General features: G+C 71.1%; 14 protein-coding genes and 2 pseudogenes. 6 read left to right on the top strand and 10 right to left on the bottom strand.

All coding sequences use genetic code 11. The annotated features are described in order from the left end of the window. Positions 1-401: 401 nt before the first annotated feature. Together ACZ4UV_RS50815 and ACZ4UV_RS50810 are read right to left on the bottom strand one after the other, a co-directional pair. Positions 402-1,301: a phosphotransferase gene (locus ACZ4UV_RS50815; RefSeq protein WP_467849722.1), complete on the bottom strand. Its 900-nt coding sequence runs from the start codon at positions 1,299-1,301 to the stop codon at positions 402-404. A 287-nt stretch (positions 1,302-1,588) separates the two neighbouring features. After that, positions 1,589-1,852 (bottom strand): DUF2630 family protein, encoded by a 264-nt coding sequence (locus ACZ4UV_RS50810; RefSeq protein ID WP_390044619.1) that lies wholly within the window; start codon positions 1,850-1,852, stop codon positions 1,589-1,591. Positions 1,853-2,098: 246 nt separating this feature from the next. On the opposite strand from ACZ4UV_RS50810, the gene ACZ4UV_RS50805 reads away from it, so the two are divergent. Together ACZ4UV_RS50805 and ACZ4UV_RS50800 are read left to right on the top strand one after the other, a co-directional pair. Beyond that, a complete protein-coding gene (locus ACZ4UV_RS50805) occupies positions 2,099-3,871 on the top strand; it encodes an ABC transporter ATP-binding protein (protein WP_451020028.1) in 1,773 nt (590 codons plus the stop codon). 188 nt (positions 3,872-4,059) lie between these two features. Further along, the gene (locus ACZ4UV_RS50800) at positions 4,060-7,080 is read left to right on the top strand and encodes a glycosyl hydrolase (protein ID WP_467849717.1); all 3,021 of its coding nucleotides are present in this window, start codon (positions 4,060-4,062) and stop codon (positions 7,078-7,080) included. 22 nt (positions 7,081-7,102) lie between these two features. Here the strand turns inward: ACZ4UV_RS50800 and ACZ4UV_RS50795 are convergent, their stop codons facing one another. Continuing rightward, complete coding sequence (locus tag ACZ4UV_RS50795) at positions 7,103-7,684, bottom strand: TetR/AcrR family transcriptional regulator (RefSeq protein ID WP_351493652.1); 582 nt, start codon at positions 7,682-7,684, stop codon at positions 7,103-7,105. Positions 7,685-7,790: 106 nt separating this feature from the next. Between ACZ4UV_RS50795 and ACZ4UV_RS50790 the strand changes: the two genes are divergently transcribed. Next, the gene (locus tag ACZ4UV_RS50790) at positions 7,791-8,987 is read left to right on the top strand and encodes an MFS transporter (RefSeq protein WP_451020026.1); all 1,197 of its coding nucleotides are present in this window, start codon (positions 7,791-7,793) and stop codon (positions 8,985-8,987) included. A 333-nt stretch (positions 8,988-9,320) separates the two neighbouring features. Here the strand turns inward: ACZ4UV_RS50790 and ACZ4UV_RS50785 are convergent, their stop codons facing one another. Both ACZ4UV_RS50785 and ACZ4UV_RS50780 read right to left on the bottom strand, forming a co-directional pair. Next, positions 9,321-10,106, bottom strand: a complete 786-nt coding sequence (locus ACZ4UV_RS50785) for a class I SAM-dependent methyltransferase (RefSeq protein ID WP_451020025.1) — start codon at positions 10,104-10,106, stop codon at positions 9,321-9,323. Positions 10,107-10,246: 140 nt separating this feature from the next. After that, positions 10,247-10,468: pseudogene (locus tag ACZ4UV_RS50780) on the bottom strand (IS701 family transposase); the annotation flags it as partial. A 714-nt stretch (positions 10,469-11,182) separates the two neighbouring features. Between ACZ4UV_RS50780 and ACZ4UV_RS50775 the strand changes: the two are divergent. After that, on the top strand, positions 11,183-11,599 hold the full coding sequence (locus ACZ4UV_RS50775; protein ID WP_390044631.1) for a nuclear transport factor 2 family protein: 417 nt from the start codon (positions 11,183-11,185) through the stop codon (positions 11,597-11,599). Between the two features lie 21 nt (positions 11,600-11,620). On the opposite strand, the pseudogene ACZ4UV_RS50770 reads toward ACZ4UV_RS50775, so the two are convergent. The 5 genes and pseudogenes from ACZ4UV_RS50770 to ACZ4UV_RS50750 all read right to left on the bottom strand — a co-directional run. Further along, positions 11,621-11,713: pseudogene (locus ACZ4UV_RS50770) on the bottom strand (IS5/IS1182 family transposase); the annotation flags it as partial. Positions 11,714-11,777: 64 nt separating this feature from the next. Continuing rightward, positions 11,778-12,467, bottom strand: a complete 690-nt coding sequence (locus ACZ4UV_RS50765; protein ID WP_467849709.1) for a transposase — start codon at positions 12,465-12,467, stop codon at positions 11,778-11,780. Positions 12,468-13,655: 1,188 nt separating this feature from the next. After that, positions 13,656-14,894, bottom strand: coding sequence for a 4-hydroxybenzoate 3-monooxygenase (locus tag ACZ4UV_RS50760; RefSeq protein WP_467849706.1), 1,239 nt, complete (start codon positions 14,892-14,894; stop codon positions 13,656-13,658). A gap of 168 nt (positions 14,895-15,062) precedes the next feature. After that, positions 15,063-15,638: a hypothetical protein gene (locus ACZ4UV_RS50755; RefSeq protein ID WP_467849703.1), complete on the bottom strand. Its 576-nt coding sequence runs from the start codon at positions 15,636-15,638 to the stop codon at positions 15,063-15,065. A 271-nt stretch (positions 15,639-15,909) separates the two neighbouring features. Beyond that, a complete protein-coding gene (locus ACZ4UV_RS50750) occupies positions 15,910-17,061 on the bottom strand; it encodes an ROK family protein (protein ID WP_451022528.1) in 1,152 nt (383 codons plus the stop codon). Between the two features lie 186 nt (positions 17,062-17,247). Between ACZ4UV_RS50750 and ACZ4UV_RS50745 the strand changes: the two genes are divergently transcribed. Together ACZ4UV_RS50745 and ACZ4UV_RS50740 are read left to right on the top strand one after the other, a co-directional pair. Next, positions 17,248-19,695 (top strand): glycoside hydrolase family 3 C-terminal domain-containing protein, encoded by a 2,448-nt coding sequence (locus ACZ4UV_RS50745; protein ID WP_467849697.1) that lies wholly within the window; start codon positions 17,248-17,250, stop codon positions 19,693-19,695. A 74-nt stretch (positions 19,696-19,769) separates the two neighbouring features. After that, a complete protein-coding gene (locus ACZ4UV_RS50740) occupies positions 19,770-21,398 on the top strand; it encodes a carboxylesterase/lipase family protein (protein ID WP_467849694.1) in 1,629 nt (542 codons plus the stop codon). Positions 21,399-21,580 lie beyond the last annotated feature (182 nt).

Below are 21,580 nucleotides of genomic sequence, written 5' to 3'. Positions count from 1 at the left end.
CGTACGGGGCTGGGCCAACTGGTCACCTCACCGGTCGACGGGGTGATCCGCGTCAAGAACGTGCCTCCCCGTCGGCTGCCGGAACACCAGATCAGCCAGACCCGGTCCCCCTCGGTGGCAGCGGTGCATCCCTCCAAAGGCACGTCAGGAAGGCGCCCTTCCGGGGCCCAGGTTGCCCGACCGTCGGCACTCCAGCCGGCAAGACCGGCTGCAGACTCCGGATGCCCTCCGTAGATGCCTTCGTCTCCGTAAGCCGTCCAGATCGGCCAACAAGACGAGCACGGCCCGGCCGAGGATGCTTCCGCCGACCTGCACCAATGGCTAGCCAGGATCATCCTTTTCGCCGGCCGGCCCCGTTCCCAGTGCGGGAACCGGCCAGGGCCGGTCGATGCCCGCCGACGTCAAAGGCCCTTCAGGACGCGATCGAGTGCCGACCGGCCCGCCGGCCCCCAGTTCGGCTTGCCGCCGGGCAAACCGCGGTCCCCGTTCTGGCCCATCAGCATCAGGAACAGGCACTTCATCGCGGCCAGTCCGCGCGCCCGTCGCACCGTCGCCTCGTCCGCGTCCGCGTAGCTGTCGAAGAACCGTGAGGCGCCGCCCGCGGGGAGCAGCAGCCACGCGGCCGCAAGGTCCCATGCCGGGTCGCCGGTGACGAGTGCGCCGAAGTCGACGATGCCCGCCAGTGTCCCGTCCGCGACGACGACGTTGGCGGGATGCAGGTCGCCGTGCACCCACACCCGCGGGCCCTCCCACTCGGGAGCCGCCACCGCGCCGTCCCACACGGCCCGGATGTCGTCCTCGGCGAAGGGGCCGAGGTCCACGGCCCGCAGGAAGCTCTCGAAGCCGTCCGTGCACTTGCTGGGAGGAGCACCGAAGTCCGAGGCGTCCGGCGCATCGGCGGGCGCCTCCGCATGCAGTGCCTTGAGGAAGGCGGCCAGCGTGTCGGCAGCGTGGTTGACGCGGGTGATCGAGCCGTGGTCCAGCGGCGTTCCTTCCACCCATGTCATGACGGTCCAGACCTTGGGGAAGCGCTCGGACGGTGCCCCGCTCCGCACCGGGGTCGGGATCGGAAGCGGCAGGCGCGGGGCCAGCACCGGCAGCCAGCGGCGCTCCTTGAGCTGCGGATCGGGGAGCGTGTCCATCCGCTGCATCCGGACGGCCAACTCGTCCCCGAGGCGCCACATCTGGTTGCCCCAGCCGCCCTCCACCTCGCGGATGGGCAGCTCCGCCAGGTCCGGATGCTGTTCCCGCAGCAGGGCGCGGACCAGATCCTCGCTGATCTCGATCTCGGATTCGATCACGCCAAGTCACAGTACTCGAGGTGGGCGGAGCCGACCTTGTCCTGGGAAGATCCGGCTTCCGGTTCGATCTGCCCGGCCCTGGAGCCAGCCGGCGGTTCCGGGCGCGCATCGACTCAAGAGGGGCGTCCTCCAGTTCGGTGCCGACGAGGTCGGCCTGCCCGGCCGTTCCTCGGGTGCCTGGGCTCAACTGGGCTGGCCCCCAAGCAAGCCGGTTCCGGCAAGATCAATCTCAGCGCGGCTCTGCACCGGGCAGAAACGAATTCACCCCCGCCGACCGAGCGCGGTCCTCAGGACAGGTAGCCCTCGACCTCTGAGGCGGGCCGGACGTTCGCCTCGCCCGGGTCCTGCCCCGCCTCGATCCTGGCGCGGCGCTGCCGCAGCAGGTCCCAGCACCGGTCCAGTTCGGTCTCCAGGCTTGCGAGGCGGGCGTGCTCCGTCGGCTCGTCGATCTCCTGCCGCGCCAGACGATCACGCAGCTCCTTCTCCTGACTGATCATTTCCGTGATGTGGCCGAGGATCTCCCTCTCGGCCCCGGCCTCGGACCCTGCCATGGCTGCCCCTTCCCGGACGACATGTGGACGGTGGTCTCGGCGGGGGCGTCCGCCCGTCCGTGCACCCCTGCCCCCTTACTACCTTCTCTCACCCGGAGCTCAAACGCATCGGGCCGAGGACCACCGGTTCCTGGCCCCTCCCAGAAATGGCGCGCCGACGCCATCCGGGCAGGGTACGGTGGCCCGCGGACCGGGGGAAAGCGGTTGCTGAAGGTCGGGGACAGGGACAGGGGAGGATCACCGCCGATGGCGTCGACGTCGGAACGGCCGCTCGACCACCGCTACCGGGGCGAACACCCCGTCCGGACGCTCGCCTATCTGCTGCGCGCGGACCGCCGGAAGCTGGCGGCGGCGGTCGTCGTGTTCACCGTCAAGCACAGCCCCATCTGGCTCCTGCCCCTGATCACCGCGTCCGTCGTGGACACGGTCGTCCAGCACGGGCCGGTCTCCCGGCTGTGGACGTCCGTCGCGGTCATCATGGCGATCCTGCTGGTCAACTATCCGCTGCACGTGCTGTACGTACGGCTCCTCTACGGCAGCGTCCGCCGGATGGGGACCACGCTGCGCTCCGCGCTCTGCACGCGGATGCAGCAGTTGTCCATCGGCTACCACTCCCGGGTCAGCGCCGGCGTGCTCCAGGCCAAGGTCGTACGGGATGTCGAGACCGTCGAGCAGATGGTCCAGCAGACCGCCGAGCAGGGTCTGGGCGCGCTGACCGTGCTGGCCGGCGGACTGGTCATCATCGGCGTCCGCACACCGGAGTTCCTGCCGGTCTTCCTGGTCGTGGTGCCGGCGGCGACGCTGCTCGTGGCCCGTTTGCGGGCGCGGCTGCGGACCCACAACGAGCACTTCCGCCACGAGGTGGAGACGCTGTCCTCGCGGGTGACCGAGATGACGCGGCTCATCCCGGTCACCCGGGCCCACGGCCTGGAGGGCAAGGCGCTGCGCCGGATGGACGGCACCCTGAGCCGGCTGCTCACCTCGGGGATGCGCCTGGACCTGGTCAACGGCCGCTTCGGCTCGCTGGCCTGGGTGGTGCTGAACGTGATCGGCGTCGCCGTCCTGGCCGCCGCCGCGCTGGTGTCGTACTACGGCGTGTGGGGCGTCACGCCCGGCGACGTCGTCATGCTCAGCGCCTTCCTCACCACGCTGACCAACTCCACGACGACGCTGACGAGTCTGGCGCCGGTCATCACCAAGGGCCTGGAGTCGGTGCGTTCGGTGGGCGAGGTGCTCCAGGCTCCCGAACTGGAGGACAACGAGGGCCGGGTGGAGGTCAGCGCCGTCCGTGGGGCGGTCGCCTTCGAGCGGGTCGGCTTCGAGTACGAGGACGCCGGGCGGGCGGCCGTGGCGGAGTTCAGCCTCGACGTCGCCCCGGGTGAGACGGTCGCTCTGGTGGGCGCCTCGGGGGCCGGCAAGTCCACCGTGCTCAACCTGGTCATCGGGTTCATCCGGCCCACCTCCGGCCGGCTGCTCCTGGACGGCACCGACATGAGCGGCCTCGACCTGCGCACCTACCGGCGGTTCGTCTCGGTCGTGCCGCAGGAGTCGATCCTCTTCGACGGCACGGTCCGGGAGAACGTCGCCTACGGCATGGAGGACGAGGCCGACGAGGAGGCGGTGCGCGCCGCGCTGCGGGACGCCAACGCCCTGGAGTTCGTGGACCAGTTGCCGCACGGTCTGGACACCGTGGTCGGCGAGCGCGGCGCCCGGCTCTCCGGCGGCCAGCGTCAACGCCTCGCGATCGCGAGGGCGTTGATCCGGGATCCGCGCGTCCTGGTGCTGGACGAGGCCACCTCCGCACTGGACACCCGCTCCGAGGCGCTGGTGCAGCAGGCGCTGGCCCGACTGCTGCGCGGCCGTACGACGTTCGTGGTGGCCCACCGGCTGTCCACCGTGCGCGGTGCCGACCGCATCGTGGTGATGGACGAGGGCCGTATCCGCGAGATCGGCACGCACGAGGAACTGCTGCGCCGGGGCGGCGCCTACACCGCGCTGCACGGCGGCCAGGTGGCCTGACGGGCGTCGGCGCAGGGCCGTTGCTCGATACGAGCGGGCAACCCTCGGCAGTCTTGGTCCTCTTGAATCGTTGTCGCACCTCTTGACCTTGGTTTGAGGGCCGGATTACCGTTCCCGCGTCCACCTCGATTGAAACGATTCAATCACCCTTGTCCGTAACCGCCCTTGGGACCACTTGGGGTTGAACCATGCTCGAATCCTCCTCTCAGCGCGGCGGGGCGACCCGCCGGTCGGTGCTTGCGGCCGGTCTGTCGGCCGGTGCCCTCGCCGCTCTCGGGCCTGCGGCCGGTGCCTTCGCCGCACCTGGTGGTGCCGTCTCCGCAGCGGCCGGACCCGCCGCCGACTGGTTCGCCCAGCCCGCCAAGGCCGTGCGGCCGAAGTTCCGCTGGTGGTGGCCGGACGGGCTGGTCGATCCGGCCGAGATCGCGCGGGAGATCGACCAGATGGCGGACGCGGGATTCGGCGGGGCCGAGATCGCGGCCGTGCACCACAGCATCGCCGACACCTCCGTTCTGGACACCCGACGCCACGGGTGGGGCAGCACCCCCTGGCGCGACGGTGTGAAGGCCGCGCTGCGCCAGGCGGCCCGGCGCGGACTGACCGTGGACCTCACCCTCGGCCCGAGCTGGCCCGTCGCCGTACCCGGTGTCGCCCCCGACGACGAGGCGGCGGTCAAGGAACTCGTCTACGGCAAGGTCACGTTGACGGGCGGTGCCGGGTACGACGGACCGGTGCCGGCCTCGGTCTACCCGGCCGCTTCCGGAGTGACCGTGCAGCGGTTGTTCGCGATACAGGCCGCCCGGGTCAACACCGCCTACTCCAGCGGCAAGGCGACCGGCCTGGATGCCGACAGCGTCACCGACCTGACCGCCCGGGTCTCCGGCTCCACGCTGACCTGGACCCCGCCGGACTCGGCGACCTGGGTGATCCTGGCGTACTGGCAGCGGGGTTCGGGACAGCAGCCCGAGGCGGGCCCGCACTCCTCCCCCGCCGCGTACGTCGTCGACCACTTCAGCGCGGCCGGTACCGCGGCCGTCACCCGGTACTGGGACCGCGAGATCCTTGACGCCGGCCTGCGCAGACTGCTCGCATCGGCGGGCGGCGCCTTCTTCGAGGACTCCGTCGAGCTGGAGACCAAGGGCCTGCAGTGGACGCCCGCGCTGCCCGACGCGTTCCGCCGGCACACCGGGCGCGACCTGCTGCCGTACCTGCCGGCCGTCGTCCTCGACAACGGCAACCAGATCTTCGCCTTCGAGGCCCGGCTCACCCAGGAGATCCGGCACGACTTCTGGGAGACCGTGTCGAACCTGTTCAACGAGCACCACCTCGGGGCCCTGCGGGACTGGGCGCACGGCCACGGCATGAAGCTGCGCTCGCAGCCGTACGGCCTCCAGACCGACGCCATCGCCTCGGCGGCCGTCCTCGACATCCCCGAGGGCGAGTCGCTCGGCTTCAAGAACCTGGACGACTACCGCTGTCTCGCCGGCGGCCGGGACATGGCCGGGCACCGCATCCTGTCCTGCGAGGCGGGCGCGTACGCGGGCGGCGCCTACAACACGACCTGGGACAAGTTCCTGCGCACCATGGGCGGCGCGTACGCGGCGGGCGTCAACCAGACCGTGATCCACGGCTTCTCCTACGCGACGGCGCCGGGGACCGCCTGGCCCGGGTTCGCGGCGTTCAGCCCCTACAACGGGACGGTGGGGTACGGAGAGTCCTGGGGGCCGCGCCAGCCCACCTGGCAGCATGTCCCGGACATCGCCGGCTACCTCGGACGGGTGCACCAGGTACTCCAGTCCGGCACCGTCCGCGCCGACGTCGCCGTCTTCCGGCAGACCGGGTACAGCGCCACCGGCATCGGAGCGTCCTGGCTCACCTCCACCGGCGTCCCGCTCGGCTGGACCCACCAGTTCCTCAGCGGGCCACTGCTCGACCTGCCCTCGGCCAGGGTGTCCGGAAAGCGGCTCGCGCCGGACGGGCCCGCCTACAAGGCGCTGTTCCTCGAAGGCGACTTCTTCTACGGTTCCAGCCCGACGCTGGCCGTCGCCGACGCCCGCAAGCTGCTCGCGTTCGCCCGGGCCGGGCTGCCCACCGTACTGTTCGGCGCCTTCGACCAGGCCCTCACCCCGGGCCTCCCCGACGACGCCGAGACCGACGAACTGCGTGCCCTGACCGCCCAGTTGCTGGCCCTCCCGAACGTCCGCAAGGTCACCGACAAGACCCTGGTCGGCGCGGCCTTCGCGGACCTCGGCGTGACGCCCGACGTCGCCTACGGCACGCCCTCGACCCTGCTCAACGCGCACCGGGCGACCGACGACGCCGACTTCTACTACTTCTGCAACGGCAAGCACGCCGAGACCGTCAAGCCGCCGGTCGCCGCCGTCGACCACGACGTGACGGTGCGCAGCACCCGGCGCGCCGGTTCCGGCACGGTCCCCTATCTGCTGGATCCCTGGACCGGGCAGGTCACCCGGCTCGCCGAGTACACCCAGGACGGGGACGCGTTCACGTTCCGGGTGGCGCTCCAGCCCGGTGAGACGCTCGTCGTCGCGCTGGCGCGGCCCGCCGCGTTCGGGGACCGTACCGGGACACGTCCGCACGCGGTGGCGACCGAGGCGGACAGCGTGCTGTTCGCGGACGGTTCGCTGGCCGTGCGTGCCGCGACGGCAGGGACGTACGTCACGACCCTGTCGAACGGCCGCACGGTCACCGCGCAGATCCCCGAGGTGCCCGCGCCCGTCGCCCTCGACCAGTGGACCCTCACCGTCGACGACTGGCGGCCCGGCGCCGACGCCACCAGCACCGAGGTCGTCGGGCACACCGTGGCCCTCGACGCGCTGCTGCCCTGGTCGCAGATCCCGGAGCTGGCCGACGTGGGCGGCATCGGCCGCTACCGGACGACCGTCACACTGCCGGAGAACTGGACCTCGTCCACGGGGGCCGTGCTGCGGCTCGGCAGCGTCGGCGACACCTGCCGGGTGACCGTCAACGGCACCCGGGTCGGACCCGTGGACCGCCTCGACCCCGAGGTGGACCTCGGCGGTGTGCTCCGCGCGGGCACCAACACGGTCGAAGTCGAGGTCGCCACCCCGCTGTTCAACCGGCTGCGGGTCAGCAACCCGGGCGTGTTCGGGACGGCGACACGCCAGGCGTACGGCCTCGTCGGCCCGGTCCGGCTCGTCCCCTACGTCCAGCGGACCGTGGCCTGATCCGGGGAGAGGGCGACGCTGTTCAGGTGGCGTCCGCGGACAGGCGTGGGTCGGCGGCGACGATCGCGCGGACCGTTTCGGTGACCAGCCGGCGGTCCAGGGGTGCGTCGGCGAACGCCCGGTGCATCGGCCAGCCCTCGATCAGCGCGTCGAGGGCGCGGGACACTCCGGGCGCGAAGTGCAGGGCGAGGCTGTCCCTGCTGCGTTCGAGCCAGGTGCGGGTCGTGGCGGAGACCGCCTCGTTGTGGTTGGCGTAGGCGTACATCTCGAAGATGAGGGTCATGTCGCGTTCCGTGGCGTAGGCCGGACCGCAGATCAGCTCGACGACGGCCGCCTCGGCCTCTGCCGTGGAGCCGGCGGACTCCAGGGTCCGCCGGTAGAGCCCGGACATGGTGTCCGACAGCCGGGCGAAGGCCTGGGCGAGCAGGTCCGCCATGCCGTCGAAGTAGTAGGTGAGCGAGCCCAGCGGGACGTCCGCCCGCGCCGCGATCTTCCGGTGGGTGGTGCTGTGTACGCCGCTCTCGGAGATCACGTCCAGGGCTGCATCGAGGATCCGCTCCTTGCGTCCGGGATCGTTCGGGATCTCGCGTCGTGTGCCGCTCACGCCCTCAATGTGCCATGGGTTGCCCCCTGCCGAGTGTGTACAGACGTACAGGTCAGTGTGTACGGTCGTACAGACTTGTGTACGGATCCCGCTGGAGCCACCGCTCATGACCTCTGACCTCGCCCGGCGTCGTACCGCCGTCTTCGTCCTCTTCTTCGCGCCCGGGCTGACCATCTCCTCCTGGGTCACCCGCACCCCGGACGTACGCGACCTGCTCGGCGCCTCCACGGCGCAGATGGGTCTGATCCTGTTCGGGCTCTCGGTCGGCTCGATGCTCGGCATCCTGTGCTCGGGCACGGTCGTGGCCCGCTGGGGTGCCCGGCTCGTCATCCTGGCCGGCACGTCGGCCGTCGCCGCCGGTGCCGCGGTGGTCGGGGTGGGGGCCGCCGTCGGTTCGGGGGCCTGTGTCGCGCTGGGCCTCGGACTGTTCGGTCTCGGCATGGGCGGCGGCGAGGTGGCCCTCAACGTCGAGGGCGCCGAGGTCGAGCGGCTGCTCGGCCGCTCCACGCTGCCCGCCATGCACGGCTTCTTCAGTCTCGGCACCGTGCTCGGGGCGGTGGCCGGCATGTGCCTGACGGCGGTCGACTTCCCGGTCCTGGTCCATCTGCTCGTCGTGGCCGCGGTGGTGCTGGGCGCGCTGGCCCTGGTCATCCGGCGGGTCCCGGCCGAGGTGGGCCGGCAGACCGCCGCCGGACGCCGCGCGACGGGCGCGCCGCGCGCCGCGGTGTGGAAGGATCCCGCACTGCTGCTCATCGGCTGTGTCATCCTCGCGCTCGCCATGGCCGAGGGCACCGCGAACGACTGGCTGCCCCTGGTCATGGTGGACGGCCACGGCTTCGACGCCGCGCTGGGCTCGGCCGTGTACGCGGTCTTCGCCGCCGCGATGACCGTGGGGCGCTTCGTCGGCGGACGGTTCGTCGACCGGTTCGGGCGGGCGGCGGCGCTGTGCGGGAGCGCGCTCGTCGGGGCCGCCGGGCTGGCCCTCGTGATCTTCGTCGACAACCAGGCGGTCGCGGCTGCCGCCGCCGTCCTGTGGGGCCTCGGGGCATCCCTCGGGTTTCCCGTGGCGCTCTCCGCGGCGGGCGATTCCGGTGCCGACTCCGCCGCCCGCGTCGCGCTCGCCGCGACCGTCGGGTACGTGGCCTTCCTGGTGGGCCCGCCCTCCCTCGGCTACCTCGGTGAGCACTTCGGGCTGCGGCACGCCCTGATCCTGGTGCTCGTCCTGGTGGTCGCCGCCGTCTTCGCCACACCGGCCGCGCGCTCGCCCCGGGAGGCGGGCGATCCGGAACCGGCGGGCACCTGAGGCCGGAGCCCGTCAGGTACCCGCCGGCTCCCGCTCGCGGGCCCCACGAAGCTGTTGCCGAGGATGCCGAGCCGGGCACCGACCTCTGCCCGGGCTTCCGTCTCGCCGGTTGTGCCGACGGCCCCGGACCGCCGGGCGTCGTCGAGCCCTCGGTCCGCGCTTCGTGCCGGTGGCCCGAGCCGCTTGTCCCATTGATCCAGCCGCCCAGTCCGGGCGTGATCTCCAGAGCTCCACCGATGTCGAGAATGCTGTCGGTGGACGACGGACTCCTGCCGGTTCAAAACCACTCACTGAGTCTGACTCCAGTGACAGGGGGGTGGGCGTGTCCGGTTGTTACTCGGCCTGCAGGACGAAGAACAGGAAGCACAGGAAGCGCGGCTTGGCCGCGATGACTTCGGGGAACAGCTCGCGGGCGGCTGGATCGGGCTCCGGCTCGCTGATGACGGTTATCCGGAAGCCGGCCCCGGTGAAAGCCTCGATCATCGCGTGCAACGGCCTGTGCCAGAGGCTCATCAGAGCGGTCTGGCCGCCCATGGTCCACTCTTCGGTCCAGTTGGTGGTGTCGAAGTACTTGTACTCGGCCTCGCGGCCGGCCTGCCGGTGCATGAGGTTGATGGCAAAGGGATGGTCGACAGACGCGATCAGCCGACCGCCGGGCCTGAGCACGCGGCGCAGCTCGGCGAGCGCCGGCCCCCAGTCCTCCAGGTAGTGCAGCACCAGGGAGGCGACGACATCGTCGAACGTGTCATCCGAGTAAGGAAGCGGGCTGCCCAGGTCCGCCACCTGCAGGTCCGCATCGCCGAGCCGCCTCCGGGCCAGCTCCAGCATCCCGGCACTCGCATCGAAACCGCTCACGACGGCGCCACGGTCGCGCAGCGCCGCGAACAGGGGCCCGGACCCGCAGCCGGCGTCGAGGATCCGCCGGCCGGCCACATCTCCGGCCAGTGCCAGCATCGCGGGCCGCTCGTAGTGGGCATTGATGAGGTTGGTTTCGTTTTCGGCCGTGTAGGCCTCGGCGAAGCTGTTGTAGTCGTTGACCTTCGGCGGATCCACAGTCACCGCGGGCGGCGTGGTGCGCCCGGTGGAGCTCGTGTGCTCTTGGTGCTCGTTGGAGATCATGGTGCGGGAGACGTCTGCCGCATCAGCTCGGTTCCTGTCGCGAGGTGCGCGAGGTAGGTGTCCTCGCCCAGGCCCGCGTCCCGGCAACAGGCGTGGTCGCGCGTCCACACACGCGGGACGCACAACTCGCCGGTCTCGTCACGGCACAGCATGTACTGCACGCCACAGCGGTCGGCCTCTCCGGCCCACTCGGCGAACCGCCGGCAGTTCTTGCGTGGCAGATCTGACAGGAGCCCGAGCACCAGCGGTCGTCGACTCGGTTCGACCCGCGCGAACCGGCCGCCAAGCGCCCCGTCAGACCGTCGAAAGGCTTCCTTCCAGCGGGTGGGATCTGTGCCGTGGCCTGCGCGGCACCGTGTCACCGTTCTTTTACACAGCCTTCGTTGATCAAGGGTGGCTGCAATCAGTTGTCTCGGACAGTCCGGGCAAGTCATCGGTGCCAGCTGCTACGAAGGGCGGCATGACCGACGACGAGATCATCCATGCGATCCGGGAGCAGGATGCCGCCGCTCCTCAGGCGGATCCCTCTCGAAGTCGCCGACGGTGGGTTCGGCCGCCGGGGTGAGGCTTTGGCTCTCGATACGGACTACAGCTTCAGCGACAGTGGTCGGCTGCTGGAGGCGTACTTGGGCTGGCGCGGAACCCCCAACTACCCGCGGTCTGTTGTACCGCTCCTGACATGGGGCTGTGCGATCTGGTCCCTCGTCGACTACAGCACGCCCGAAGGCCACATGTGGGGTTGGGATCCCAACGCCCGATGCCCGGAACACGGATACGCTCTGTTCCCCGAGGACCTCACTCTCGCGGAACGGCTCTGCGGTTGGCTGGACGGACGAGACGACTTCCGGAAGGCGCCCGCAGGTCCGTACTGCCTGACGAAACCGTGCTTCGGCTGACGGTGGCAGGGCGCAGGTGGAGAAGTCGGTGGCAGGCTGACCGCCCGTAAGGAACGATCACGACGTGCACGGCCCTGTTCCTGCCAGACGCGCCCGAACGCGTTGAGCGTTGTGGTGCCGTGCTGTTGACGGATCGATGCTCGGCCTGGCGCTCTCCACGCCGGGCCGGAGAGGACGCGTGTGTCGCTCGCTCTTGAAGATCGCTTGGCCATCACCGAACTGGTCTCGTTGCATGGTCACCTCGTTGACGACGGAAGCCTTGACCGGTTGGAGGAGTTGTTCACCTCCGATGTGGTCTACGACCTCACTGACTTCGGCCAGGCGCCGCTGTCCGGGGTGGCGGCCATCCGAGAAGCGGCCTGGGTGCTGGGAGCCGCCAACCCCGTCGCGCATCACGTCACCAACGTCGTCGTAATGGCGTCGGTGGACGGTCGGGTGCAGGTCCGATCCAAGGGGTTGGGCATCAAGGCGGACGGCTCGTGCGGTTCCGTCTCCTATGACGACACCGTCGTGCGCACCGCTGACGGCTGGCGGATCAGCCATCGCAAGATCTCGCCACGCCGAACTCCCTTGAACGGGATGACAAAGCCCGGCTGACCAAGAACGTCTCACCTGGTCCTAGCTGGTAAGGACGGCATTGTGCAGGCGGGCGACGCCGAGCATGGCGTGGTGGACACCGTCGCCCTTCAGGCGGCAGTCTCGGAGGATCTGACTCGAAAATGGCCACACGAGGGCAGGGCTGATTGCCCCGGCAGTACGGCTGGGGTACGGGAAATCAAGCGGGTGCGAGGCCGGAAGTGTCGACCCCGAGGGCGCTCAGCTCGGCGATGAGCCGTTGCTGGCGTCGCTTGACCTGCTGCGGATGCTGTTGCCAGTGGCTGGGTCCGAGGTCCTGGTAGTCGGTGTCGTTGGTGAGCATGTTCCAGGCGGCAATGACGATCTTGTGCATGACCGCGACGAGTGCGCGTTTGTTGCCCATGCGTCTGATCAGCCGTCGGTAGTGAGCGTTGAGGTAGGTGCCCTTGGTCCGTGCCGCGGCGGCTGCCGCATCGCCGAGGGCGCCCTTCAGCCAGACGTTGCCGTGCGTCGTGGCGCCTGAGTAACTTCGGCCCGCTGACTGGTTGTTTCCAGGAGCCACGCCGCTCCAGCTTGCCAGAGCGGCCGCGGTGGAGAAGCGTGTCATGTCGGCGCCCGTCTCGGCGATCACGACCTGTGCGAGGCGGGTTGAGACGCCGGGGATGGTGACCAGGAGGTCGTGCTGCCGGCGTAAGGGCGCGGTCTTGGCATCGATGCGTTGATCGAACACGTCGATGGAATCGATGTGGGCCAGGGCCTGGGACGTCAAGAAGGCGTGGTGGTCTTCGAAGCGGCCGGTCAGTGCCTCGCGGAGATCGGTGATCTTCGAGCGGGCCTTCCCGACGGCCAGATCGGCCAGCACCACCGGGTCACGCTTTATGTTCACCATGACAGGTCGCTGTTTCCATGGGGGCGACTCTGTACGCCCGTTCTGCCAGTGCCGCATGCGGTCTGTCTGCAGGTGACCGGCCCGGTGGCGCCCTGCACGAGCCGAGGTGGGGACGTCAGCCGGTGCCTCCGTCGCCGCCCGTGCCGCCCCGGCCGCCGGTCGCGCAGCCGAGTCCCAGGCAGATCCCGCCGGTGCCGCCCGTGCCACCGCGGCCGCCGTCGCCGGTGCCCACCGCGGCTCCGCCCGTGCCGCCGTTGGCGCTGCCGTTGCACCGTCCGGCGCAGATCCCCCCCGTCCCGGCTGCCGTTGCTCCCGTTGACGGTGCCGGCGCAGTTGCCCGCGCAGACCCGGTCGCCGATCCGCACACTGCCGTCGCCCGCGCTGACAGCGCCGAACAGGATGTGGCTGCCGCCCGGTCTGGCGCTGTCGGCGGGAAGCGGCCGCGACGGCCATGCGGCTCTGGGGTGCCGGCGCCGCCGTCGCGGCCGGGGCCAGTGCGCCGACCGCGACACCGGCGGCCAGTGCGGCCGAGGCCGTGAGTCCGAGACGGGCCTTCCAAGAACGCGTACGCATGGCATTCCTCATTTCGAATGAAGTGTCTTCCGTACGGTGGCTGCGCCGTGGAATGTTCAAGAGCGCCCCGGCCCACGCCGGGCCGGGGAGCCGCCGCCGATGAGGCCGCCACCGCCTGCACCTCCGTCGCCGCCGGCGCCGCCACCGTGGACGAAGCTCGCGACAGGCGCGGCGGGCATCGGGGCGGCCAAAGCGGCGGACGCCGGCAGGACGACGCCCCCGGTGACCACCGCGGCCGAGGCCGCGAGCGCCGCGAGACCGAAGCGCCGACGCCCGGAACCGTTCCTGCTGCTGGTTCGAAAAATGCGATTCATGGATTCTCTCCTGTCGATGCACGGGGTTTTCCATCTGCCCCGGAAATTCCGGTGCGGATTCAAGTCCCACCGTTCTGCCTCATTTGTTTTCCGGATTTCTTTTCCGGTGAGGCCCGCACTTCAAGTACGCCCGGCGGACACCGCACGGTCACGCTCCGAGGGGTCGTGACTTGACCCGACGGGATGAATCGGGTACTGCGCGCGAAAGGGGGCCACGAGGCATGCGGGCGGGCGGCGTCCTCACGGAGCCGCGCCGCAGCCGCGCCGGGGTCGCGCCGGTCCGTGCGAGTTCCTGTGGCGGTCAGCGGCCGGTGGAGGCGGGGCGCTCCTTTGCCGGGTCCAGGCCGGCCATCAGTTCCGCGAAGGCCCGCACGGCAGCCGGGGAGGTGAAGAGCCGGTCGAGGCGGGCTCGGGCCAGACGGTTCAGGAAGGGGCCGCAGCGGGTGCTGTCACCGGCGTCGTGGACCGTCTGGGTCAGCCAGTGGGAGAACTCCTGGTCGCTCCATACGCGCCGCAGGCAGCGCTCGGAGTAGGTGCGCAGTGCGGTGTCGTCCCCGTCGCGGACGTGGTCGCGGACGGCGCGGGCGAAGAGGTCGGCGTCGTACAGGGCGAGGTTCATGCCCTTGCCGCCCATGGGGGACACGATGTGGGCGGCGTCCCCGACGAGGAACAGCCGGCCGTACTGCATGGGGTCGGTCACGAGACTGCGCAGCCGGAAGGTCTCGCGGTCGGTGACCGGGCCCGCGGCGAGGGCGGGGTCGGCGAGCCGGGTGCGCAGCGCGCCCCAGACCCGGTGGTCGGGCCACGCGCCGGGCAGGTCGTCGGGCGGGCACTGGAGGTAGTAGCGGCTGCTGTGCGGCCCGCGAGGGAAGTGCGCGGCGAAGCCCTGCGCGCTGACGGCGAGCAGGGGGTGGGCGGGGGGTGTGGCGTCGGCGAGGACGGTGAGCCAGCCGATGCCGTGGTCGAAGGTGTGCGCCGTGAGGTGGCCGCCCGGGACGGCGGCGCGGGTGACGCCGTGGTCACCGTCGCAGCCGGCGACGAAGGCGCAGGTGATCGCGTGCGGGGTGCCGTCGGCGGAGCGGTAGCGGACCACCGGGCGCTCCCCCGTCAGGTCGTGCAGGGTGACGTCGGCCGCCTCGTAGCGCAGGTCGCCGCCGTCGGCGAGGAGGGCGGCCGTGAGCCTGTGCACGAGGACCTGCTGGGGACACAGACGCGCCCCGGGGCCCTCCCCGCCGCCGCTGTCGTCGACGAGGTGGCTCACGCCGTCCACCCGGAACTCCAGGATGCCGTCGTGCGGCGGCCCCGCCAGCACCAGGTCAGCCAGCCCCCAGGACTCGAACATCCGAACGGCGCGAGCCTCCACGATGCCGGCCCGCTGCCGCTGCGCCACGTGCTCACGGCTGCGGCGCTCCAGGACGACACCGTCCACGCCGCACCGGCGCAGCAGAGCGGCCACGGTCAGCCCGGCCGGACCCCCGCCGACCACCACAACGGTCGCGGACTCCCGCACCTCGTCCAACTGCCGCTGCGCCTCGGCCACTTGGCACCTCCGGAGCCAGCGTAGCCGCGCAACCGGCGGACTGGGGCCTCGACCACGACGAGTCGCCGTTCCCGATGCATGGACAGGCCTCCCGCACCGGAGTGGTGTCTTGGGCGGCAGAGGCGGGGCGGCTGCCAAGGCACGACTCCCGGGCCGGTCCCGAGGCCGTCAGATGTCCTCGGCTTCCTTGAGGTCCAACTGGACGCTGCTTGAGGTTGCCAGGGTGACAAACAGCGGCATCTTGGACAGCGGTGGAGGTTCGCCTGCCAGTCCGAGTCGCTGCCATGCCAGCCGAGCCGAGATCTTGAGCACCCGGCGCGCGCGCATGACGAGCAGGAAGGCGAGCGGCAGTTCTACCAGCACGGCCGAGGCTATGCTTCCCCACACGTCGCCTCGCCCCCAGCTCAGGGAAACGTCGAACCAGGCATCGCAGACCAGGAGCGTGGCCGCCACGAAGGACATCGGGACCAGTGCCTGCCGCCTCAGCCAGACCGCCAGCCCGGCGCCGGCCAGCGACACGAGCAGCATGACGTCGAAGCCCACCCAGACCATGGGCCAGTACCGAGCCTCGAAGCGATCGGGCAGCGAAACGGCCAGGAAAACGGTCCAGGGGACGAGCACGAACACGCACAGGGCAAGCTGGCCTACCGCCCGTCGGTGGCGGCGGCGCAGCGTGGGACCGTCCAGTGCGAACGGCTTGACCGTCGTACCCGTCGTGGCGGTGGGGTTGCTCTGCTCGCTCATCCTTGCCTGTCCCTGATATCAGCTCCCGGCCCGGGCCGATTCCGTCGGTGACCGCACTGCTGATCGCGTCACACGGGCACGGCGCGGGCGTGAGGCCACGCGGTGAAAGCCGCCGATCGCCCTTCGATGGTACGGCGGCCTTCCAGCCGACCTGCAGGCAGAGCCACTGACGGCGTCGGCGACGACCACGAGCGCCGGTCGGGCGATCGGAGCCGCGCTGGTACGACGGGGGCGCCGAGGAGGTACGACCCGCCGACCCGTCCGCCGCTGATCAGCCCGCGGCCTGCCGGATTCGGCCCCGCAGCGCGATGTCCCGGGCGAGCGTGAGGCTCCCGATCAGCTCGGCGCGGGTGCCGAGGGCGGACGCGGCGACCAGGACGCGGCTGTCGAAGCCGGGTTGGGCGAGCCGTTCGATCGAGTCGCGGACGCCGTCGACGAACGCCTCGCCCGCCTGGCTCATCTCGCCGCCGATGATGACGGCCGCGGGGTCGAGCAGTGCGCACAGATTGGCCAGGACCCGGCCGAGGGTACGGCCGGACTCGGCGAAGATCTTCCGGGCCACCGGGTGGTGGGCGATCTCCGGCAGCCGGGACCGCAGGTCGGTGTCGCCCGGGTAGAAGTGCTGGACCTGCTGGAGCACCTGACGGACCGAGACGATCGTCTCCAGGCAGCCGCGGTTGCCGCACCGGCACCAGTCTCCGTCCGGGATGACCTGGGTGTGCCCGATCTCGCCCGCGGCCCCGAAGCTGCCGCTGACCGGGATCCCGTGGACGATGAGGCCCGCCCCGATGCCGTCGGACGCCTTGACGTAGATGAGGTTGCCGCGGTTGTCGGTGGCACCGTGCCGGTGTTCGGCGAGGGCTCCGAGATTCGCGTCGTTGTCGAGGGAGACCATCAGTCCCGTCCGGGAGCCCAGTTCGGCCGCAAGATCGAGCCCGGACCAGCTGGACAGGATGGTGGGCGAGGCGATCGCCCGTTTGCTCATGTCCAGCGGCCCCGGTATGCCGACGACGCACGCGCTCACGGGGCCGTCGACCGTGAGCCGGACCTCCTCGACGGTCTGCCGGATCACGTCGGCCGTGATGTCCAGGGCCGCGGTCGGCCGCCTGTCCACATCGATCGCCACCCGCCGCTCGGCCCGGACGGCCAGGTCGAGGGTGGCCGCGGCGACGGTGAGATGCCGGTGGCTGACGTCCACCCCGACGACCGCGCCCGCCGGATAGCGCGGCCGAAGCCGTCGGCCGGGGCGCCCACGGCCGCCCGTGTTCTCCCCCCGGTGCTCGGTCAGCAGCTCCTCGGCGAGGAGGTCGCGGACGACGGCCGCGACGACCGGACGGCTGATGCCGAGCGCCGCCTGCAGTTCGGGGCGCGACGCGCTCCCGTACCGCCGGACATGGGCCAGGACCTCGTCACGAGCCGACACGTGTCACCTCCCTTGTGAGGGCGTCAATTTATGTCTGGCAAGAGCGGAATTCCAGAGGGTTGACGCGTCGAATGTGCGAATTTAACCTCCTTGAACGTTCGATCTTTTATAGAGCCACCTGCTTTGAGTCGAATTCTGTCCAGCGGAGACATAAATCGTCGAGCACTTCAGTGGTGAGGAGTCCGCATGGAGCCCGATCGGAGATCGGTACGACGCCACGGCAGCCGTTTACGCCGTACGGCGCTGATCGCGGCGGTGAGCGCGGCGCTCCTCGCCGGGAGCACGGCCGTGGCTCCCGGCGCCTCGGGCGCGGGCAGCGCGGACGTGACCGTCAAGGTGTCCGCCCGCGTCGCCGCCCTCATCGCCCGGATGACGCTGGACGAGAAGCTGTCCTTCGTCCATGGCGGCACCGATCCCCGGGCGCTCGGGCAGGCCGGGTACATCCCGGGGGTGCCCCGCCTCGGCATCCCCGAACTGCGGCTCACCGACGGTCCGGCGGGCGTCCGGGTCAACGAGCACGCCACCGCGATGCCGGCGCCGGTCGCGCTCGCCTCGTCCTTCGACGACGGGCTGGCCCGGGAGTTGGGCCGGACCGTCGGACGCGACGGCCGCGCGCTCGGCCAGGACGTCCTGCTCGCGCCCATGACGAACACCGTCCGGGTGCCGTACGCGGGGCGGAACTTCGAGACCTTCAGCGAGGACCCGCTGCTCAGCTCCCGCATGGTGGCCGGCGAGGTCGCGGGCGTCCAGAGCCAGGGCCTGATCGCCACCGTCAAGCACTACGCGGAGAACAACCAGGAAGACAACCGCATGGGGGTGAACGTCAACGTCGCCGAGCAGCCCCTGCGTCAGATCGAGCTGCCCGCCTTCGAGGCAGCCGTCAAGGCCGGCGCCGGGGCGGTGATGTGCTCGTACAACTCGGTGAACGGCAGCCACGGCTGCGGCAGCGACGAGCTGCTCGACTCGGTCCTCAAGGAGCAGTGGGGCTTCACGGGCTGGGTCATGTCGGACTGGGGCGCGACCCATGCGACGACCGACATCGTGAACGGCCTCGACCAGGAGATGCCGAGCGGCGTCCACCTCGGCGAGGAACTGAAGACCGCGATAACCGACGGCACCATTCCGGTCTCGGAGCTGAACGATTCGGTCGCGCGCATTCTGCAGCAGATGACGAGATTCGGTCTCCTCGACGGTGCGGCGGCCCACCGGCCCGCACGCGATCCGAAAGGCGGCGCGAAAGTCGCCCAGAAGGTGGCCGAATCCGGCGCGGTCCTGCTGAAGAACACCGGCGAAGCGCTTCCGCTGACCGGCGAGGACACCAGCATCGGGCTCGTCGGCCCGACCGCGAAGACGCCGAAGGTCACCGGCGGCGGCAGCTCCAACGTCGTACCGGACTCCGCTGCCTCGCCGCTGGACACCATCACCGCGCGGGCCGGCCGGCACGCCACGGTGCGCTACGCGGCCGGCGTCGACACCGGCGACCCCATTCCCGCCTCGGCCCTCAGCCCCGCCCTGCCGGTCGACGCGGACGGTACGATCCCCGTCACACCGGACGCCTCCTTCGACTACAGCGGCACCCTCATCGTGCCGACCGACGGCGACTACTCCTTCGTCTTCGACCTCCCCGCCGCGTACGGCCTGGTGAAGATCGACGGGAACAGCGTCATCACCGGCTTCCTGGGCTCCAGCAGCGCCACGGTGCACCTCACGGCGGGAGCGCACAGCTTCGCGGCCGGTGCCCTCGCGATCCAGGGCGGACCGACGAAGGTCCGGCTGAACTGGGTCACCCCGCAGGCCGCGCAGGCCGCACGGGAGCAGGCGGTGGCCCTGGCCCGCCAGGTCAAGACCCCCGTCGTCTTCGCCTACGACGACGGCACCGAGGGCTTCGACCGGAAGAACCTCTCCCTGCCGGCCGACCAGGACGGGCTCATCTCCGCCGTCGCCGACGCCAACCCGAACACGATCGTCGTCCTCAACACCGGGTCGTCGATCACCATGCCATGGCTGTCCAAGGTCAAGGCGGTGCTCGACATGTACTACCCCGGGGAGAACGGCGCCGAGGCCACCGCCGGGCTGCTCTTCGGCGACGTGAACCCCTCGGGCAAGCTCACCCAGACGTTCCCCGCGAGCGAGTCCGCGACACCGGTGGCCGGCGACCCGCTCAGGTACCCGGGAGTGGACGACCAGGAGAACTACTCCGAGGGCGTCTACGTGGGCTACCGCTGGTACGACAAGGAGCGGTCCGCCCCGCTCTTCCCGTTCGGCTACGGACTGTCGTACACCTCCTTCGCCTATCGCGACCTCGCGGTACGGCAGAGTCACGGCGCGTTGACCGTCTCGTTCACCCTGAAGAACACCGGCACCCGCGCCGGTGCCGAGGTCGCCCAGGTCTACGTCGGGGCCAGCCGCGCGACCACCGCGCCGCAGGCGGCGCGCTCGCTCGGCGGCTACCAGAAGGTGCGGCTGCGCGCGGGGCAGTCGAAGACGGTACGCATCCGGGTCGACGCCCAGCAGCTGAAGTACTGGAACACGTCCTCCCACGCCTGGGTGCTCGGCACCGGGAAACGGGACGTGTGGGTCGGCTCCTCGTCGCGGACGCTCCCCCTGCACGGCGGCGTCGGCGTCACCCGCTGACCGCCCGGCCACTCCCCCACCATCAGGCGTGCCGGCCGCACCGCCGCGGCCGGCATCCCCCCAGAGAGGTCTCCATGACTGCGAGCAGAATCCGCACTGCCCTGGGCGGCGCGCTGATCCTGTCCATGACCGCCGGCGGGCTGCTGCCCGCGACGGCGTCGGCGGCAGCGTCCGTGACGGCGTCCGCGAGTGCGGCGACCGTGGTGCCCACCGACCAGGGCGCCGTGCGCGGCGCCGTCTCCCAAGGCGTCGAGCGGTTCCTGGGCATCCCCTACGCGGCCTCCCCCACCGGCGCCCTGCGCTGGAAACCGCCGCGGCCCGCCGCGCGCTGGGCCGGCGTTCGGGAAGCCACCGCCTTCGGCAATCCCTGCCCCGTACTCCCCAGCGGCAACGGCCCGCGCAGCGAGACCGAGGACTGTCTGGACGTCAACGTGTGGCGGCCGGCGGGAGTGCGGGCCGGCGCCCGTCTTCCCGTGCACGTGTTCATCCACGGCGGTGGCCTGACCAACGGCAGCGGCGCGCAGAACGACGAGTCGAAGCTCGTACGGGAGACGGGCGTCATCGGCGTCTCGCTCAACTACCGGCTCGGCGTCTTCGGCTTCCTCGGGCTGCCCGCCCTCACCGAGGAGGGCGGCGAGTCCGGCAACTACGGCTTCATGGACCAGCAGGCCGCGCTGCGCTGGGTGCAGCGGAACATCGCGGCCTTTGGCGGGGACCCCGCCGCGGTCACCATCGACGGCGAGTCCGCGGGCGGCTGGTCCGTCTGCGGACATCTGGTGTCGCCCGGCTCCCGCGGTCTGTTCGCCCGTGCCATGATGCAGAGCGGATCCTGCCCCAGCGAGCCGCAGGCTCAGGCCGAGACGGCCGGCACGGCGTTCGCCCGGCAGGCCGGCTGCGACTCCACCGACCAGGCCGCCGTCCTCGGCTGTCTCCGGTCGGCTTCGGCGGGTTCGCTCCTCGACGCGAGCCGGACCTTCTCGGCCGCCTTCGTGGACGGGACCCCGACGTTTCCGGTCAACGTACGCGAGGCGGTGGACAGCGGCCGGTTCGCCCGCGTGCCGCTGGTCGTCGGTGCCAACCGTGACGAGGGCCGCACCTTCGCCCAGGGCTACATCGGGGCGGGCAAGGAGGCCTACCTCGCCTTCGTCCAGAGCGTCGCCGGGGACCGGGCCGTCGAGGTCCTCGCCCGCTACCCGTGGCCCGAGTCGTCCGGCACGTACACCGCGGCGTACCTCGTCGGCGCGATCATGACCGACTCGGGGGTGATCGGCGGGATCGGCGGGTGCGGGCAGCGCTCGCTCGTCCGGACCTTCGAGCGCTACACCCCCACCTACTCGTACGAGTTCGACCACCGCACCGGGCCCGGCCTGACGCAGATACCCGGTTACGTCTGGGGAGCCGGCCACGCCGCGGAACTCGCCTACATCTGGCCCAGCTTCGACAACGGCACGCCGATCGCCCCGCTGTTCGACGCCGGCGAGCGCCGGCTGGCCCGCGAGATGACGCAGTACTGGGGCGCCTTCACGAAGACCGGCCGACCGCACGTCGCCCGGCAGTCCGCCTGGCCCGCCTACCACAGCGGCAAGGGGTTGACGCTGTCGCTGCGGGCGGGAGGCAGGAGTGTCCTGATCGACGACGCCCAGGTCTCCGCCGAACACCGGTGTTCGTTCTGGGACACCATGGCGGTCAGCCACGGCTCCTGAGGGCACGATGCGTTGGGCACGACCAATGACCGCCCGTCAGCGGGCAGGCGGTCGTCGTCGAGGGGGCGCCCGGGGGGGGGGGGGGGGGGGCCGCCGGGGCGGCGCCGCCGCGCCGCGCCCCCCCCCCCCCCGCCGGGGCGCAGAGAGCAACGCCAGGGGGGGTGAGGCCAAGCCCGAGCGCC

The organism is Streptomyces sp. NPDC028289 (genome assembly GCF_055565975.1).
This window is presented reverse-complemented; position numbering and strand designations above follow the sequence as displayed.